Raw genomic sequence first — 16,013 nt, 5'->3', positions numbered from 1 at the left:
GGCGTCCACGACGGGGACTGGAAGAATCTGATCGAACTATATCCAGTCGCAAAACCGGAAACAAAACCTCCGTGGATAGCTGGCAAAAAAGCAACTCTGCTAGTCCAATTACTGCTCGCTCCCCACCAGCCACATCATACTCAAATCAGCTACTAAAACAAGCAATATACGTAAAATTCGTCACTCAACTTCCCGTCTGATTTTTGAGATCGGTTCCAAATACATTATCTTCCGGCTCAAGAACATATTGAACGCCTCTACTGTCTACATCATCAAATGGCATAACTCCAATTTCAAACCCTCCAGTAGTTTCAATATACAGCCATGGATAATCACCAAGAGAATCAACATCATTTCCAAAATTAGCAAAACCATCAACATATGCTGCTTGGATCGACGGAGAGTTATTAAATGCATCTGGGTATTCCTCAGGGAAATCAGATTCCATAACGTCCTTAGGAATAGGAATTCCAACACCAACATGGTTTGCAATTCCTTGTCCTGAACGGTTGAGATACACAGTTCCACAAGTGTACCCCAGATGATATAACAACCAAGCTAGATTATAACTGTGTCCGACACAGTTTTCTGTTCTATCTACCCAATACGGACCCGGTAGATGAACTGATGCTTGAGTAACACTTACTCCACCACGTCGCTTGTCATATGTCCCAGATTGAATTGTTCCAGCTGCCCATCGGATCAGTCCATAATGATTTTTTACACTATATTGTTCCTGAGATTTAATAATTCCGTCAGCGTGCTGTTGACACACTGGACTATCTAATACATTATCTTGTCCATCATTATAATTGAGCGTATTGTATCCTGCTCTAAGATTACGATTTTCCATCTTCTGTTCTTGTCTCTCCACAAGACTCACTGGAATCTCAAGTTTCTCATAACAGTATGGACTACACCTAGGATTTATACCCTCTTGATATGAGTCATTTTCTACTTTGAATGCTTCCCTTGTGAATGGAATCTCTGCAATTCTTGGATCTTCCCAACCATATGCAAATATGCTTCCCTTTATATACTTATCTCCTCTTTTTACAAACCCACTTTGTACATCGTTTTCTTGTTCAGTTATTGAGTAGAGATTTGGGCCACTTTGAATGTATTCACGAGGACCATATGATGACTTGGTACGAACTAGTGTTCTTTTATCCATTATAAACTCTGATTCACCTGTGTTATTATTTGTTGCTTTTATCCGATGTCTAACACGTTGATTTGCAGGTATATTTTTATATGAATACTTGAATGAAATATCTCTATCACCATAGGGGGATTTAGTCTTCTCAGCGATTTTCTTCAGGTTTACGTCATTTTCAACAGGATAGGTCGTATATGAAAACAATTCAAATGTGATTTCATCTTTGATAAACAACCGGGAGTCTCCGGGCGTAGTTACTGGCTCATAAATTGCTTCTATTACAGCATTTTCATTTTCAATACCTGTACATTTCATATCTGCTACTGGAGGTATTGTGTACTGCTGCTCTTTTGTCTCAGTTTTTTCTTCTTCAGAGTCAGTTGACCCACTTGGATTGTCTAAATCAGTCAGACCGCCACAGCCAGCGAGGGTTGTAGTCAGAGCAGCACCCCCAATCTGGAGGAAACGACGACGGTTAGCACGATCACTTGCCATACTATGACACACTCAGAATCGCTTTTTCAGCACTCATACGAGCGGCGGCAGATAGAGCCTCTCTATATGGCTCCCACCTGACCTGTTGTTGCATCGGGAAAACGGGGCTGACCCGTGCTTTTTGAATGTCGCCACCGGACCTAGTCATACACTACCGATGACTCTCAACACAAAAGTAACACACGTTACATATCAGGCCGAGACGTTCACCTGTAACGCCTATCTCGCAACCGGCGAACAGACGACGCTGGTCGATGCCGGCGCGATGCGTGGCGTCGTCGACGTCATCCGCGAGCATACTGACACGCTCGACGCCGTCGTGTTGACCCACCAGCACGGCGACCACGTCCAGCGACTCGATGCCGTCCTCGACGCCTTCGACGCGCCGCTGTACGCCTACGGGTCCCACCCGCGCCGGGACCACGCACTCGCCGACGGCGACACGCTCACCGTCGGCGACGAGGAGTGCGAGGTCGTGTACACGCCGGGCCACGCCGACGACCACGTCTCGCTCGTCTCCGAATCGGCCCTGTTCTCCGGCGATGTGGTCGTCCACGACGACGGCGCGTTCGACGACGGCTCCTTCGGCCGCACGGACCGCCCCGGCCAGTCCCGCGAGCGCCTCATCGAGAGCATCGAGCGCATTCTCGACCGTATGCCGGCAGGCGTCGAACACATGTACTCGGGTCACGGCGACGCCTTCCACGGTGACGTTCGTGAGGTCGTCGAGCGCGCCCTCGAACGGGCCGAGCGCCGCGAGCCGAAGTATCCCGACGACTGACCACTCGAAACCGGCGCAACGCTCTAGTGACAGGGCTGACATTCGACGCTATGAACCAGCGACTTCTGACGGGGACGGCCCTGGCGCTCTCCGGCGTCGTACTGGCCGCGATGCAGGTGCTTCACGCGGTCCAGCAGACCCGGATTCCGGTGGCGGTGGCGGTCGATGCGCTCCCCTTTGCGGCGATGGGCCTCGCGGTAGCGTACGCGGGCGTCTGGCTCGCCCGTGATACGGCATTCGAGGGGGCCACGTCCCGAGTGGCCGCGTGGGCCGCTGGCGGAACCGTTACGTTCGCCGCCGTGGCGGCGCTCCTGTTGTTCAGCCAGCGTGTGACTTCTGGCTCACTTGCCCGAGCGTCGTACCTGACGGTGGACCTCGTTACTGTCGGCGCGCTGGCGGGTGTTCTGGTCGGCCTGTACGACGCCCGGAGCCGCAGCCGGCTCCGCGAACTGGCGGCCGAACGCGACCGCGTCGAGGCTTTCGCCGGGAAGGCGGCCGACGTGAACAACTACGGACGCGCCATCGCCAGCGCCCCCAGCGTCGACGGTGTCGCCGCCTTCGTCGTTGAGGCCTTCGGCACGATGACCGGTATGGAGGAGACGGCCGTCATCCGGCTCAGGGACGGCGATGCGGTGGCGCTCGCGAACACGATCCGAACCGTGCCGGTCGACGTCGTCGGGTCGCTCGCACAGGAAATCCGGGCACAGGAACAGGGAGCGGTCACCGTTCACGACCGACCGTTCCCCGTCGACATCCCCGAGTCAGTCACCGATTGCGTGTCGGCGGTGGTTCTGGACGACGAGGCCACGACGACAGTCGTCATCTCGGTCACGACGGACGAGACGACTGTCGGCGAAGAAGATCAGAAGCTGCTGGAACTCATCGTCTCACACGCGTCGGTTCGGATGGCAACGCTCGACCGCCAGTCAGCGGACAAAGAACCTACTGGGCAGTAGTGGATTGGTGACGAACTGCCACCGGATGCCGGCGGCAACTGACCCGAAAATCAGGCGCTGCGGGTTTCTTTCGCCTTCGGACGCAGGTTGCCGTAGCCGCACTTCCGGCACTGTTGGGCGCGCTCTGGGTTCCGAGCGTTACACCGCATGCAGATCTGCTTGTTGAGGAGTCGGTCGGACGCTGTCTCGAAGCTAGCCATGCGCGGTCATTCCCGGTGCGCGCGTTTAAGCTTTGAGTTTCGGCCTGGGTCTGTGTCTGGCGAATCGCCTCTGACTAGCAGTAGCCAGAAAGCCCCGACGCGCTACGGTTCCGCGGTTCGCTATGCTCCTCGGTCGTTCCGCTCCCTGTGGTGCTTGCTTCGCCGGGGTTCCCGTAGCGCGTCGGCCCCTTTCAGTCCCACCCGTGTCGGCTGGCTAAACGGCGACGGGGCTTTCTGGTTTTAAAATAGGAATACACCGCCAGCCGTCGCCGGCTTTAGATGCCCGAGCGGCGAAGCCGGAGTATGTACGATCAGGTCGCAGACCTCCCGGTCACTGTCGAGAGCTGTGTGTTCGAGCGTCGAGAACGGGCGACCTCCAGTGGATTCGACCGGGTGACGACCGTTATCCGGCTCTCCGGCGTGGGCGAGACCGGCAGCGGCGAGGACGTGACGTACACGGCCGAGGCCCACGACGCGCTGCAGGACAGCGAGGCGTTGCAGGGCGAGGGCACCCCGCTGGCCGGCGAGTACACCGTCGATTCGTTCTCGGCGACGCTAGACGCGGCCGATCTGTGGCCCGAACCCCCGGACAAGGACCGGTTCCGTCACTACCGCCGCTGGGGGTTCGAGAGCGCGGCGCTTGACCTGGCGCTGCAGCAGGCCGACACGGACCTCGGGACGGCGCTCGACCGGCAATACGACCCAGTGAACTTCGTCGTCTCGACGCGGCTCTCCAACGCGGACGACGATACGCCGCCGACGGCTGACAGACTGGCGATGCTGCGTGAGCGCTACGGCGACCTTTCGTTCAAACTCGACCCCACACCGACCTGGAGCGATACCCTCGTCGACGAGCTGATGGACTACGACGTTCGGGTACTGGATCTGAAAGGGTTGTACGAGGGGACAGACGTTGATGTCGAGGCCGACCCCGAGTTCTACCGCCGTGTCGTCGACGGCCTCCCGGACGCGCTGGTTGAGGACCCCGACCTGACCGACGCGACGCGGCCGGTTTTCGACGGTCAGGAGGCCCGTGTCACCTGGGACGTACCCATCACTGGCGTCGAGAGCATCGAGTCGCTGCCGTTCAAGCCGTCGTGGCTCAATATGAAACCGTCCCGCTGCGGGACCGTCGAGTCAGTGCTTGCGACCATCGACTACTGCGAGGAACATGGCATCGACCTGTACGGTGGCGGCCAGTTCGAACTCGGCGTCGGCCGCGACCACATTCAGGCGCTGGCGTCGCTGTGCTATCCTGATGGCCCAAACGACGTTGCGCCCGGTGGATACAACGACCCCGAACCGGACGCGGACCTGCCGACGAGCCCGCTCAGCCCACCTGACGCGCCGACCGGAATCGGGACCGGCTTCTGGTAAGCGGCCTTAGAAACCAAGCCGAAGCTACATTATTGTACGGATACTAATTATTGTCATGCGGTGTCAAGCCTGTGGAGAACGCATCGACGACGTGCTGGAGGCACACGCGCGGCAGGCCTGCCCACACTGTGATGCGCCGCTCCTCGAAAAGCCAGCAACGCCCCAGTGACTACTCCTCGGCGAGATAGTCGTCCTGTACGTCGATAACGTCGCTCGAATCCTCGCAGTTCGCGTACCGTTCCAGCGGTTCCTCGTTCAGTTCCAGGAAGGTGTGGCCCCAGGAGAACGTCGAGAGAAGTCGCTCGGCGTGATCGCGCTCCCCGAGAATGGCGAGCGCACCGGCGAAGGCTTCGACGGTATTAAGTTGAAATGCCGTTCCGTAGTTGACCGGATTGCCGGCGACGAGAAAGGGGAGCGAGCGGTGCACCCCTTCGAGGTCGAACGCTTCCCGTTCGGCAGTTTCCCAGGAGCAATCGAGCGCGACCAGCCGGCTGTGACGAGCGCCATCGCCGGGGGTCGGTCGGTCCGCCGGGGACAGCGCCTGCTCTGCAAAGGGATTGAGCACGATGCCGGGCGGCGTCGACCGCGTCGCGCGGTGGAGTTCGGCCTCGTCCATCCGGGCCAGCTTCCGCGCGCTACATTTGTCGGGGTCGTCGTCGCCCTCGTACCGGACGTGCAGTTCCACATCAGCGCTACTACGCTGGCGAATAAAAGCAACTCGTTCGGCGACTCTGTGCAAACACTGTTATAGCCGGGCTTGGTTGTACAACGTGTGCTTTCAGAGGGGACGGCGGCACCACTGTTCGAACTGCCGGCGCTCGTCGATGGCGACTGCCAGCGAGTCGAGCTATCCGACTATCTCGGCGAGGACGTAGTCATCCTTGCGTTCTATCCGGCGGATTTCAATCCAGCCTGTGACGACACGTCCTGTGATCTGGACGAACTCGACCTCTTTACCATGCAGAAGGACGTGACGATTCTGGGCATCAGCCCGGATTCGGTGTACAGCCACCGGGCTTTCGCCGACCGCTATGGCCTGAAAATCCCGCTGTTGTCCGACACCGACCACGATGTCGCCCGCGAGTACGGTCTCGACTTTATCGACGATATCGGCCAGCAGCTCATCGAGCGTGCTGTCGTCGTCATCGACCACGACGGCGACGTACAGTACGCCTGGAGTACCGACGACCTTCAGGCACTTCCTCGTGTCGGAGAGATCAAGGACGCCATCGCCGACACCGGTGGTGACGACACCGCCTTCGCCCGCTACCGCGTCGGCCACGCCCACTACACCGAGGGGCGGCGCGCGTTCACGTCGGCGATGAGCGCTTTCGGCGAGTCGGAGTGGATGGTCGCACAGGGCGATTTCCAGCAGGCACGCGACGAGTTCGCCGACGCCGAAGACCACTTCGACACCGCTGTGCGGTTCGTCGACGACGAGTCCCTGAAACCGATCTACGAGGACGCAAAGACGAAGGCGAACTCGCTGTGGCAGGCCAGCGACTGGCTCACACAGGCCGCCCGCGCCTACTCTAGCGGGAACGGAGCCGAGGGCCAGCAGCTCCGCGACGACGCAGAGCGGCCGCTTGAAACCGCCCGGGGCTACGAGGAGCCCCCCGACCCTGACGGTCCGTGGCCACCGGATATGGAGACGCTGGAAAAGGACACGGACGACGACCGACCGGCGTTCCTCACACAGGACGAGACAGCGGTGGATACATCGCTCGACGTAGACATCGACGAGGAAGCCGAACGGACGGCCGGCGAACTGTCGGAGACGGCGTCGTCGGCTACCGAGTCAACGCTAGATTCGGCGGCCTCAGGCGACGCCGCCGATGCGGCCGATGGAATGCGAGACACAGCCGACGACCCGACGGCAGAATCAGCCGGGGAGACGACGGCGGAAGCAGCAGCGAATCCAACGACCTCGCCCGACGAAACGCCCGCTCCTGTGGACCAGTCGACAGCGGCAGTGGCTGATGCATCGTCGGCCGACGACGCGCCGTCGGAGTCGGTATCGGTGCCTGACGGCGACGGTGAGCTTTCGGATGTCGACGACACCGATATTGAGGAGATCCAGGCCGAACTGGCCGCCAGTGAAGCCGAGAACGAGCCGACGGACCCGTTGGAAGAGACTCCGACTGCGATGGTCGAAGAGCCGCCCGACACGGTCGGCAGCGCGGACGATGACGCTTCCGCACAGGACGCGCCGGACGGCGAGCAGTCGACCGCCGACGCGACATCGGACACTGCTCCCGACTCCGAGACGGGGACCGACGACGCAGCCGAACTGGACCTGGCCGACCCGACAGCCGACGACGGCGGCATGGGGGAACCAGCCGAACCCGACCGAGCTGACGATTTGGTCCCGGAAGCTACTGACGAGCCATCCGACGCCGAGAGCGACAGAGACACATCTGACGAACCCGAATCAGATCCGTGACGCGACCTGCCCTCCGTCAGCGGACACGGGCCTACTATGACGCCATCGACGGCGACGACTACGACCAGTTGGCATCGCTGCTCGCCCCGTCGTTCGTCCACGACCGTCCCGACCGGACCATCGACGGCCGGGACCGGTTCGTACAGTTCATGCGCGAGGAACGGCCCCAGACAGACACCACCCATCCGCTGGACGGCCTCTTCTGTCGCCAGAACGACAGTGCGGGGAGGTCACCAGACAGTGACGACACGGCGACGGCTGAAGTCGTCGCCCGCGGCAGCCTGCTCGATGCCGACGGCGAGTGCATCGTTGGCTTCGTCGACGTGTTCACGTTCGCCGGGGATGACATCGAGCGCATCGAGACGTACACGCGCTGATGCCTGCCCGCTTGCGGAGTTGCTGTTTTATTGTTCTGGCAGCGACAGCCGAACACCGTACATCGACCCGTCGGTTTCGGTCCCGACGAGCGCGTCCACGGTCCATGGCGTCTCGCTGACCGCGTCGCGGAACCGTGACGGCGTGACCAGCAACAGGTCGGTCCACGGACCGGCCAGCCCGTCGTACTCGACGCGGAAGGTCCGGTAGGCGACACCGTGCTGGGTGCGGTGGGCCGCGTCAGTCTCCGGGTCTGCGCGGTCGAGCGTGTCCATGTCGGCGACGAGTCGGCCACCCGGCTGCGTCACTGCCGCCAGTTCGGTGAGCGTCGTCCGGAGGTCGGCCAGCGAACTGCCGAGGCCGAGTTGTTTGCCCAGCGCAACGACCGTCTCAAACCCGTCGCCCGGCGGTCGTCGGAGGTCGCCGACCACGCGACGCGTAACGCCGCGCTCGCGGGCGACTGCGACGGCTCCCGGACTCCGGTCGACCGCCAGCACGCTGTGGCCGCGCTCCTGCAGCGCAAGTGCGTGTCGGCCGACGCCACAGCCGGTGTCGAGGACGCGGCCTCTCACCGTCGAGAACAGGTCCCGCTCGATGGGATGCCACGCCGATGGCGGCTCGAAGTAGCCCGAAAGATGTGCTTCGGTCAAATCGTCGTCATCGCGGCGGTAGCGGGGTTGCTCGGCGAGGTCGTCGCGATGAAAGTCCAGTACCATCCGGCCGAAGGCGTCGTCAGCCATATCTCGACGGTGCTGGCGAACGAATGTAATAGTGTAATGAAATATGATTTCGTGTAACACACCGCATGCAGACGACTGGACGCCGGCCGTGCGTAACGGACCGCGGTCGGATTAGTCCTTTTCGCCGGCTCCGACGGCGCTCTCGCCGATCTTCTCAGAGCCTTCGATGACTTCCTGGCCGCCCATGTACGGACGGAGCGGTTCGGGCACGGTGATGGTCCCGTCGTCATTCTGGTAGTACTCCATGATCGCGACGAGGACCCGCGGGACAGCGAGTCCGGAGCCGTTCAGCGTGTGGAGGTAGTCGGCGGACTCGTGCCGTTCGGGCCGGAACCGCAGGCCGGCACGGCGCGCCTGGAAGTCCTCGAAGTTAGACACCGAGGAGACTTCGAGCCAGCGGCCGCCGCGGTCGGGACCGTCCGCCATGTCGTCACCGGGGGCCCACACCTCGATGTCGTACTTCTTGGCCTGCGTAAAGCCCATATCGCCGGTACACATGTCGAGCACGCGGTAGGGGAGTTCGAGGCGGTCGAGCACTTCGGCGGCCTCGTCAAGCAGGCTCTCAAGCCGGTCGTAGCTGTTCTCGGGCCGGACGAAGTTGACGAGTTCGACCTTGTGGAACTGGTGGACTCGGACGTACCCTCTCGTTTCGGTCCCGTGCTCGCCGGCCTCGCGGCGGAAGTTCGGCGAAAACGCCTGATGTTTGACCGGCAGGTCGTCGTCAAGCAGAATCTCGCCGCGATACATGTTGGTGACTGGCACTTCCGCCGTCGGGAGCAGCCACAGATCGTCGCTGTCGTAGTCGTCGTCCTGTCTGGCCCCGACGCGGTAGGCGTCCTCGTCGAACTTCGGTAGCTGGCCCGTCCCTTCCATCGAATCGGAGTTGACCGGAATCGGCGGGAGCACGTCGACGTACTCCTGCTCGCGGTGGACATCGAGCATGAACTGGATGAGTGCGTGCTCTAGGCGCGCCCCTTCGCCCTTGACGAACTGGTAGCCGCCGCCGGACACCTTGGCACCGCGCTCGAAATCAAGCAGGTCCAGATCTTCGCCAAGGTCGTAGTGGGGCACCACTTCGTCGGGCAGGTCCCGCAGGTCGTCGAACCCCTCGCGGTAGCGCTCGACGTTGTCGGCCTCGCCCTCGCCGGTCGGGACCGATTCGTGGGGGATGTTCGGCAGTTCGAGCAGGGCGTCTTCCAGCTGGGACTCCAGTTCGTCGGCTAAGGTCTCCACCTCCTCGAGTTCCGATTTCAGTTTGGCGGATTTCTTGATCGCCTCTTGAGCCGCTTCCTCGTCGCCATCCCGTTTGTACTCGCCAATCTTGTTGGAAATCTCGTTGCGCTCCTGCCGGAGGCCGTCGCCTTCGGCCTTCAGTTCCCGCCACTCCTCGTCGATTTCGAGGATTTCGTCGAGGTCGACGCCCGTGACGCCCTTCCGCTCGATAGCGTCACGGACCGTCTCGGGGTGCTCCCGGACGAACTGTCTCGATAACATGGCCGACGGTTCTCGACGGCAGAAATTAGTCGTGTCGGTCCTGCGGCAGGGCTACCCCGGCCGTCGACCTGTCGGCCCGCTATGCTCCGCCGCCGACCTTGACCGCAAGCACCGGGACCGGTGAGGCCCGAACGACTGACTCGGTGACGCTACCGATGAGTTCCCGCGACGGCCCGGTCCGTCCCTCTGTCGCCATCACGATGACATCGATGTCGTGGCGCTCGACGTACTCCACGACTTCCTCGTGGGGGACGCCCTGCTCAACCGCCGTTGTCACTGCGTCGATACCGGCGTCTTCGGCCTGCGCCTGCAGGTCGTCGACAGCCTGCTGGCCAGCGTCGGCGAGGCGATCGAAGATGCTGCTGTCCTCGAAATCGGGAATCTGGTCGACGACCTGCTCGGTTTCGAGGACGTGCAGGGCGTGTAGACTCGCATCGTGGCGCTGTGCGAGGTCGATAGCGTGCTCGGCCGCGGTTGCGGACCCCTCTGAGCCGTCGGTCGGAACGAGTACGGCGTCGTACATACAGTGGTGTTTCTGAGTGCGGGTAAATGGCTTTGCCCTTCCTCATGAATGGTTGTCACGATAGCCATGGCACAACGGTTTTGCCCCCGCCGGTCACGAGAGAGTGTATGGGAATCGGTGACGTTTACGAGGTGACGGTCGGGGACTGCACAGATGTCCACTACGTCGACGTCGGGATGTACGGCGTCGCCGAGTACGGGCCCGTCTACATAATCGACGCCGAGCGACCGGCGCTGGTCGACACCGGTACCGGTGCGCGACACGAAACCATCCTCTCGGCGATGGAGTCGGTCGGGATCGCACCCGAGGAGCTGGAAGTCATCGCGGCGACCCACGTCCATCTGGACCACGCCGGCGGGGCCGGCTACCTCGCCGAGGACTGCCCGAACGCGACGGTGTACGTCCACGAGTCCGGTAAGCGCCACCTCGTCGACCCCGAGCGGCTCTGGGAGGGGACCAAACACGCTGTCGGCGACCAGATCGAGTTCTACGGGAAGCCGATCCCGGTCGCCGAAGACCGCATCGAGACGCTAACCGACGGCGACGTGATCGACCTGGGCGACCACTCCCTCGAAGTCCTACACGCACCGGGCCATGCCCCACATCAGGTCGTCTTCTACGACCCCGTCGTCGACGGTGTGTTCACCGCCGACGCCGCCGGTATCTACTCGCCGTCGACCGACGAGATGCACGTCACGACCCCGCCGGTCAACTTCACCCTCGATCAGGCGCTCGACGACGTGGCGATGTTACAGGACCTCGACCCCGAGATCCTCATGTTCGGCCACTTCGGTGCCGCCGAAACCGGCGACAAACTGGAGGTATACACCGAGATACTACCTGAATGGGTCGCCGAAGTCGAACGCAAACGCGAGGAACTGGATGACGACGAGGCAGTCATCGACTACTTCGTCGAGCGGGCCGATACCGACACCTGGGGTGAGCGTAAAGGCCGCGCCGAGATGCGTCTGAACGTCCGCGGCGTGCTCGTGGCCCTCGATAACCGCGAGGAATAGGAGCCTTTCTCACGGCCGGGCCACAGTGTCGTGATATGCGTCGAACTGGTTCCGTGTCGCTACTCTGTGCAGTTGTCCTGTACGCCGGCTCGCGGTTCGTCCGCCGGTTCGGCTTCGACGAGCGACTGTTCGGGGTGGAACTCGAACCGCTCACGCTGCTGGGCCTGACGCTGGCGTCGCTTTTCCTCGCGTTCTACGGAAGCTACACTATCTGTCAGTCGTACCTCCTCGCCCACACGCAGAACAAACGCCGCCGACACGACGTGCGGAACGTCCTCCGGCTGACCTTCGGCATTCTCGGGATGATTGCGATGTTCGGCGTCGTCACCCGGGAGTGGGTGAGCGTGCTGTTCTCGCTTGGCGTGCTCGGGTTCGCGGTCACGTTCGCCCTCCAGCAACCGCTGTTCTCGCTCATCGGCTGGCTGTACATCGTGATCAAACGGCCCTATCAGGTGGGCGACCGCATCGCTATCGAGGAGATGCGCGGCGACGTTGTCGCGGTCGATTTCTTCGTGACGGAGGTGTGGGAGATCGACGGCGACCTCGTCTCCTCGAACCAGCCGTCGGGCCGCATCGTCACCGTGCCTAACAGCACGGTGCTGTCCTCGCGCGTCGTCAACTTCTACGGCGAGGGTGTCCAGTACGTCTGGAACGAACTCTCGATACAGGTCGCCTACGAGACTGACCTGCAGTTCGCCTCCGAGCTAATGACCGACGTGGCGACCGACCACCTCGGCGACGAGATGGCCGAACAGGTCCGTGAGTATCGCGACCGCCTCGCCGAGACGCCGGTCGAACTCGACGTGAACGAACAGCCGACGGTCAACGTCACACAGGGCGAGTCGTGGGTGGAGCTTCGGCTCCGGTATCTCGTCCACCCGCGCCGCGGCACCCGGATGCGGAACGCGCTGTACGAGGATATTCTGGAGCGGTTCAACGAGCATCCCGACCGCGTGAAGTTCCCGGTGAGCCGGAACCGGTGAACGCAGGCGTGGTTCACATCGGTCGAGTAGCTTCTGATCGACCTCTCGTCTGCCGGTGAGTGAATGCGTTTATACGAGGGCGATGCGTTAGGCTGGACAGATGGAGGCTAACTGTGGCTGGTAGTTCGGGGCTATTGATTCCGCTCGTCGCCGGTATCATTGGGCTCGGCGTCCTTGCACAGGTCCTCGCAGCACGCCTACGCGTGCCCAGCATTATCTTCTACCTGCTGGTGGGTGTCATCATCGGCCAGCCCGGACTGGGCATCATCGGTGACGGCACCTTCGGCGGGGCGCTGTCGGCAATCGTCGGCTTAGCGGTCGCAATCATCGTTTTTGAGGGGGCCTATCACCTCCGATTCGACCGTCTACGCGAGGCTCCGGCTGCGACGTTCCGACTCGTTACCGTCGGTGCGGCTATCGCGCTCGTGGGCACCGCTATCGCCGTCAAGTTCGCGTTCAGCTCCGCGGCCGTCTCCTGGAACCTCGCGTTCCTGATCGGTGCGCTGCTGGTCGCGACCGGGCCGACGGTTATCACCCCGATCCTCGATGTGGTCCCGGTTCGAGACCGCGTCGCCGCTGCACTGGAGACGGAAGGGATTGTCAACGATGTGACCGCGGCTATCATCGCTGTCGTCATCTTCGAGACGGTTAACCCAGCCGTTGCCAGTGAGAGCCTACTACGAGGATTTGCGCTCCGACTGGGGACGGGGCTACTCGTCGGCCTCATCGTCGCCGGCGTGGTGTACTACCTTCTCCAGTATGTCGACCTCTCGCCCGGTGACGCACCGCGGAACTCCCGACTGCTTGTGCTCGCCGGGGCGCTCATCGCCTACGCTGGCGCGAACACGATAGCGACCGAGGCCGGCGTCGCCGCCGCTGCCACAGCGGGGATGGCGCTGGGCAACGTCGACCACCCGTACGAGGAGGACATCGAGGAGTTCAAAGGCGACATCACGCTGTTGGTGCTTTCGTTCGTGTTCATCGCACTGGCGGCGCAACTGGAACTCGCCTCGCTCATTGATGTTGGGCTAGCGGGCATCATCGTCGTCCTCGCGGTCGCCCTGCTTATCAGACCGCTGCTGGTGTTCGTCTCGGCCGTTGGTGACCGATTTACCACCAACGAGAAGCTGTTCGTCAGCTTCGTCGGGCCGCGCGGTATTATTCCGGCGTCCGTCGCGACGCTGTTTGCCGTCGAACTGAACGCCGCGGCCGAGGAGGTCACCGGGGCGCAGGCTGAACTGCTGGGGACGCAGGCCGATATTCTGCTTGGCACTGTCTTTCTCGTTATCTTTGCGACCGCCCTGTTCGAGGGTGGACTGGCGCGATTCATCGCGGAAAAACTGGATGTGATACCAATGCGAGTCATCATCGTTGGCGGCGGACAGGTGGGCCGAGCGCTCGCCGCACGCCTCGAAGACCGGGGCGAAAACGTCGTCATCATCGAGGAGGAGGAAGAGAGCGTCGAACGAGCCCGCAACGAGGGATACGCCGTCGAAATCGGTGACGGCACCGACACCGACGTGTTGCGGTCGGCCGGGGCTGAAAACGCCAAGACTGTCGTCGCGGCGACCGGTGACGACGACGCGAACCTGCTGGTGTCACAGCTAGCGAGTTCGAAGTTCGGCGTCGACCGGGTCATCGCCCGCGCGAACAACCCGGACAACGTCGAGGCCTTCGAGGACCTCGGCGTTCGGACCATCTCCTCGGCGATGGCGACGGCCTGGGCCATCGACAACCAGATCGAGCGCCCGGCTATTGCCCACTGGATGACCGATGTCGGTCGCAGTGGGGATGTTCAGGAAGTCGAGGTCACCAATCCGGAACTCATCGGGAAGTCGATCCGCGATGTCGGTCCGATGCTGCCCGACGCCTGTCTGGTCGCGCTCGTCAGCGGCGAACTCCACGAGAACGCCGAAGTACCCACAGCAGACTACATCCTCGAAGAGGGCGATATGGTGACCCTGCTGGGCCGTCGAGAGTCCGTGCGCGACGGGATGAAGATGGTCAGTGGCGACTAGTCGTCGGTAAGCTGTGTGACGTCTGACCCGTCGACGCCTTCTGTCCACGGCGACTCACCGCGGTCGCCATCAGTTTTGTACGTCCCACGAGCGCTCGCGATGTGGTGGCCGTCAGTGTCGTACACTTCTGCGTCGACGACTGAGACGCTCCCGCCGCTCCGGATCACTTCCGCCTCAGTCCGAAGATCGGCGGTTGCCGGCGCGAGATAATCGATCCGCATATCCACTGTTGGCGAGACGGTGCCGGATTGCGAGATGACGGCCGCCCCGCCGACGGTGTCGACGAGCGAGTACGTGACGCCACCGTGTGCGATTATCGATTCCGGGTTCGAGGAGTGGCCGTCCTCCAGCGGGAGTTCGCCTGCCGCATAGCCGTCATCGACGGCCGTGATCTCCATCCCTAACTGCTTGACAAACGGGATGTCGTTGAACATCGATTTGAGACTCATGGCTATCTTCACGGAACCGAGTCTGATAAGCCTCCGAGAACAGATAACAACGGGTCAGGTGTGGTCGTTCTTCAGGACACGCCCGTCGTCAGTCGCCTGCTACTGCTCCGTCTGCAGCCTCGTCGCCCTCCGTGGCTTCTTCCGGGAGCAGATGCTCCGGGCGACGCAGGTAGCTCGGTTTCTGTGCGAATGCTTCGATTCGCTCCCACTCCTCGGGTGTGATGTGACCGTCCATACACAGTATGTGCGATTGACAGCATTTTAATCCTTGTAATAAAACACAAAATTAATTCATAGTATCTAAGTATATACTATCCTGGGCTGCCACTACCGCCGTACTCCTTTGCCACCGAGACTGAGACAACCGGTGTACTGTGTCGGTCTGGCTTCTAGCGTCCTGCGTCCACTCGCCACCCTTCTTTGCCCCCTGTTGACCTAATATGATTTTAGGCAGATATGTGGGTACTACTATATGTTGGCCGTCGCTACCAGATCCTATGCAACCACAGCGGGCAACGTACGTAAAGAAAGCCTGTGCCTACATCACCAGAAACGGGTCGGAGCTTCTGGTGTTCAACGGGCCGGGTCATGACGGGCTACAGATACCGAAGGGAACCGTAGAGGCCGGAGAAAAACCGCGGGTCGCCGTACAGCGAGAGGCTGTCGAGGAGAGTGGTCTTGCCTCCTTCGAGCGCCTGCAACACATCGCCACCGACGTCTGGACGCGCCGTCAGTCACCCCCGAAGCGGTACGTGCGGTCGTTCTATCACCTCCCCGTCCACGAGTCCCGGGATCACTGGGTCCACACCGTCACTGGCACGGGCGAGGAACGCGGCGCGGAGTTCGAGTTCTCGTGGGTCGACCTCCCGACCGACGCCACCTTCGCACTCGATCTCGACGACTATCTCCATTCCCTGACGAGTCCCGCCGAGGCGACGACAGCCGGCGATGTGGCTGCCGATTAACGACTTCTTCTCTCACATATCGCTTGTGCGAGCGCCACA

At 61.4% G+C, this 16,013-nt stretch carries 17 protein-coding genes; 9 read left to right on the top strand and 8 right to left on the bottom strand.

Translation table 11 applies throughout. The features are described from left to right. Positions 1-184 precede the first annotated feature (184 nt). Positions 185-1,654 (bottom strand): hypothetical protein, encoded by a 1,470-nt coding sequence (locus C443_RS21215; RefSeq protein WP_152423039.1) that lies wholly within the window; start codon positions 1,652-1,654, stop codon positions 185-187. 157 nt (positions 1,655-1,811) lie between these two features. Here C443_RS21215 and C443_RS12165 point away from each other — a divergent pair, with 157 nt between their 5' ends. Continuing rightward, positions 1,812-2,435 (top strand): MBL fold metallo-hydrolase, encoded by a 624-nt coding sequence (locus C443_RS12165; protein WP_005536695.1) that lies wholly within the window; start codon positions 1,812-1,814, stop codon positions 2,433-2,435. A gap of 50 nt (positions 2,436-2,485) precedes the next feature. Next, complete coding sequence (locus C443_RS12160; RefSeq protein ID WP_005536693.1) at positions 2,486-3,391, top strand: hypothetical protein; 906 nt, start codon at positions 2,486-2,488, stop codon at positions 3,389-3,391. A gap of 50 nt (positions 3,392-3,441) precedes the next feature. Here the strand turns inward: C443_RS12160 and C443_RS20805 are convergent, their stop codons facing one another. Then, the gene (locus tag C443_RS20805; RefSeq protein WP_004515982.1) at positions 3,442-3,591 is read right to left on the bottom strand and encodes a 50S ribosomal protein L40e; all 150 of its coding nucleotides are present in this window, start codon (positions 3,589-3,591) and stop codon (positions 3,442-3,444) included. Between the two features lie 303 nt (positions 3,592-3,894). Between C443_RS20805 and C443_RS12155 the strand changes: the two genes are divergently transcribed. Beyond that, positions 3,895-4,968 (top strand): hypothetical protein, encoded by a 1,074-nt coding sequence (locus C443_RS12155; RefSeq protein WP_005536689.1) that lies wholly within the window; start codon positions 3,895-3,897, stop codon positions 4,966-4,968. A 169-nt stretch (positions 4,969-5,137) separates the two neighbouring features. On the opposite strand, the gene C443_RS12150 is transcribed toward C443_RS12155, so the two are convergent. Beyond that, positions 5,138-5,653: a DUF367 family protein gene (locus tag C443_RS12150; RefSeq protein ID WP_005536688.1), complete on the bottom strand. Its 516-nt coding sequence runs from the start codon at positions 5,651-5,653 to the stop codon at positions 5,138-5,140. A gap of 87 nt (positions 5,654-5,740) precedes the next feature. Here C443_RS12150 and C443_RS12145 point away from each other — a divergent pair, with 87 nt between their 5' ends. After that, positions 5,741-7,411, top strand: coding sequence for a peroxiredoxin family protein (locus C443_RS12145; protein ID WP_005536687.1), 1,671 nt, complete (start codon positions 5,741-5,743; stop codon positions 7,409-7,411). After that, a complete protein-coding gene (locus C443_RS12140) occupies positions 7,408-7,788 on the top strand; it encodes a nuclear transport factor 2 family protein (RefSeq protein WP_005536686.1) in 381 nt (126 codons plus the stop codon). The genes C443_RS12145 and C443_RS12140 overlap by 4 nt, the downstream gene beginning before the upstream one ends. A gap of 27 nt (positions 7,789-7,815) precedes the next feature. On the opposite strand, the gene C443_RS12135 is transcribed toward C443_RS12140, so the two are convergent. The 3 genes from C443_RS12135 to C443_RS12125 all read right to left on the bottom strand — a co-directional run bounded on the left by C443_RS12135 (position 7,816) and on the right by C443_RS12125 (position 10,543). After that, a complete protein-coding gene (locus C443_RS12135; protein ID WP_005536685.1) occupies positions 7,816-8,526 on the bottom strand; it encodes a class I SAM-dependent DNA methyltransferase in 711 nt (236 codons plus the stop codon). 111 nt (positions 8,527-8,637) lie between these two features. Beyond that, positions 8,638-10,020: a serine--tRNA ligase gene (serS, locus tag C443_RS12130; protein ID WP_005536684.1), complete on the bottom strand. Its 1,383-nt coding sequence runs from the start codon at positions 10,018-10,020 to the stop codon at positions 8,638-8,640. A 79-nt stretch (positions 10,021-10,099) separates the two neighbouring features. Further along, complete coding sequence (locus C443_RS12125; RefSeq protein WP_005536683.1) at positions 10,100-10,543, bottom strand: universal stress protein; 444 nt, start codon at positions 10,541-10,543, stop codon at positions 10,100-10,102. 107 nt (positions 10,544-10,650) lie between these two features. Here C443_RS12125 and C443_RS12120 point away from each other — a divergent pair, with 107 nt between their 5' ends. The 3 genes from C443_RS12120 to C443_RS12110 all read left to right on the top strand — a co-directional run bounded on the left by C443_RS12120 (position 10,651) and on the right by C443_RS12110 (position 14,560). After that, on the top strand, positions 10,651-11,559 hold the full coding sequence (locus C443_RS12120) for an MBL fold metallo-hydrolase (protein ID WP_005536682.1): 909 nt from the start codon (positions 10,651-10,653) through the stop codon (positions 11,557-11,559). Positions 11,560-11,594: 35 nt separating this feature from the next. After that, positions 11,595-12,542 (top strand): mechanosensitive ion channel family protein, encoded by a 948-nt coding sequence (locus tag C443_RS12115; protein WP_005536681.1) that lies wholly within the window; start codon positions 11,595-11,597, stop codon positions 12,540-12,542. Between the two features lie 113 nt (positions 12,543-12,655). Continuing rightward, positions 12,656-14,560 (top strand): cation:proton antiporter domain-containing protein, encoded by a 1,905-nt coding sequence (locus tag C443_RS12110; RefSeq protein ID WP_049944040.1) that lies wholly within the window; start codon positions 12,656-12,658, stop codon positions 14,558-14,560. Here C443_RS12110 and C443_RS12105 read toward each other — a convergent pair. After that, positions 14,557-15,009: a PaaI family thioesterase gene (locus tag C443_RS12105; RefSeq protein ID WP_005536679.1), complete on the bottom strand. Its 453-nt coding sequence runs from the start codon at positions 15,007-15,009 to the stop codon at positions 14,557-14,559. The genes C443_RS12110 and C443_RS12105 overlap by 4 nt on opposite strands. Positions 15,010-15,097: 88 nt before the next feature. Then, the gene (locus C443_RS21740) at positions 15,098-15,244 is read right to left on the bottom strand and encodes a hypothetical protein (RefSeq protein ID WP_005536678.1); all 147 of its coding nucleotides are present in this window, start codon (positions 15,242-15,244) and stop codon (positions 15,098-15,100) included. Between the two features lie 262 nt (positions 15,245-15,506). Between C443_RS21740 and C443_RS12100 the strand changes: the two genes are divergently transcribed. After that, positions 15,507-15,974: an NUDIX hydrolase gene (locus tag C443_RS12100; protein WP_005536677.1), complete on the top strand. Its 468-nt coding sequence runs from the start codon at positions 15,507-15,509 to the stop codon at positions 15,972-15,974. Positions 15,975-16,013: the final 39 nt, after the last annotated feature.

It is taken from the genome of Haloarcula argentinensis DSM 12282, assembly GCA_000336895.1.
Lineage (GTDB): Archaea > Halobacteriota > Halobacteria > Halobacteriales > Haloarculaceae > Haloarcula > Haloarcula argentinensis.
The sequence above is the reverse complement of the archived record's forward strand: the minus strand, read 5'-3'. Positions and strand labels throughout refer to the sequence as shown.

Excerpts from the sequence above, each read along its gene's own strand:
- C443_RS21215 (WP_152423039.1), bottom strand. The coding sequence starts at position 1,654 with ATGGCAAGTGATCGTGCTAACCGTCGTCGTTTCCTCCAGATTGGGGGT.
- C443_RS12165 (WP_005536695.1), top strand. The coding sequence starts at position 1,812 with ATGACTCTCAACACAAAAGTAACACACGTTACATATCAGGCCGAGACG.
- C443_RS12160 (WP_005536693.1), top strand. The coding sequence starts at position 2,486 with ATGAACCAGCGACTTCTGACGGGGACGGCCCTGGCGCTCTCCGGCGTC.
- C443_RS20805 (WP_004515982.1), bottom strand. The coding sequence starts at position 3,591 with ATGGCTAGCTTCGAGACAGCGTCCGACCGACTCCTCAACAAGCAGATC.
- C443_RS12155 (WP_005536689.1), top strand. The coding sequence starts at position 3,895 with ATGTACGATCAGGTCGCAGACCTCCCGGTCACTGTCGAGAGCTGTGTG.
- C443_RS12135 (WP_005536685.1), bottom strand. The coding sequence starts at position 8,526 with ATGGCTGACGACGCCTTCGGCCGGATGGTACTGGACTTTCATCGCGAC.
- serS (WP_005536684.1), bottom strand. The coding sequence starts at position 10,020 with ATGTTATCGAGACAGTTCGTCCGGGAGCACCCCGAGACGGTCCGTGAC.
- C443_RS12125 (WP_005536683.1), bottom strand. The coding sequence starts at position 10,543 with ATGTACGACGCCGTACTCGTTCCGACCGACGGCTCAGAGGGGTCCGCA.
- C443_RS12120 (WP_005536682.1), top strand. The coding sequence starts at position 10,651 with ATGGGAATCGGTGACGTTTACGAGGTGACGGTCGGGGACTGCACAGAT.
- C443_RS12115 (WP_005536681.1), top strand. The coding sequence starts at position 11,595 with ATGCGTCGAACTGGTTCCGTGTCGCTACTCTGTGCAGTTGTCCTGTAC.
- C443_RS12105 (WP_005536679.1), bottom strand. The coding sequence starts at position 15,009 with ATGAGTCTCAAATCGATGTTCAACGACATCCCGTTTGTCAAGCAGTTA.
- C443_RS21740 (WP_005536678.1), bottom strand. The coding sequence starts at position 15,244 with ATGGACGGTCACATCACACCCGAGGAGTGGGAGCGAATCGAAGCATTC.
- C443_RS12100 (WP_005536677.1), top strand. The coding sequence starts at position 15,507 with ATGCAACCACAGCGGGCAACGTACGTAAAGAAAGCCTGTGCCTACATC.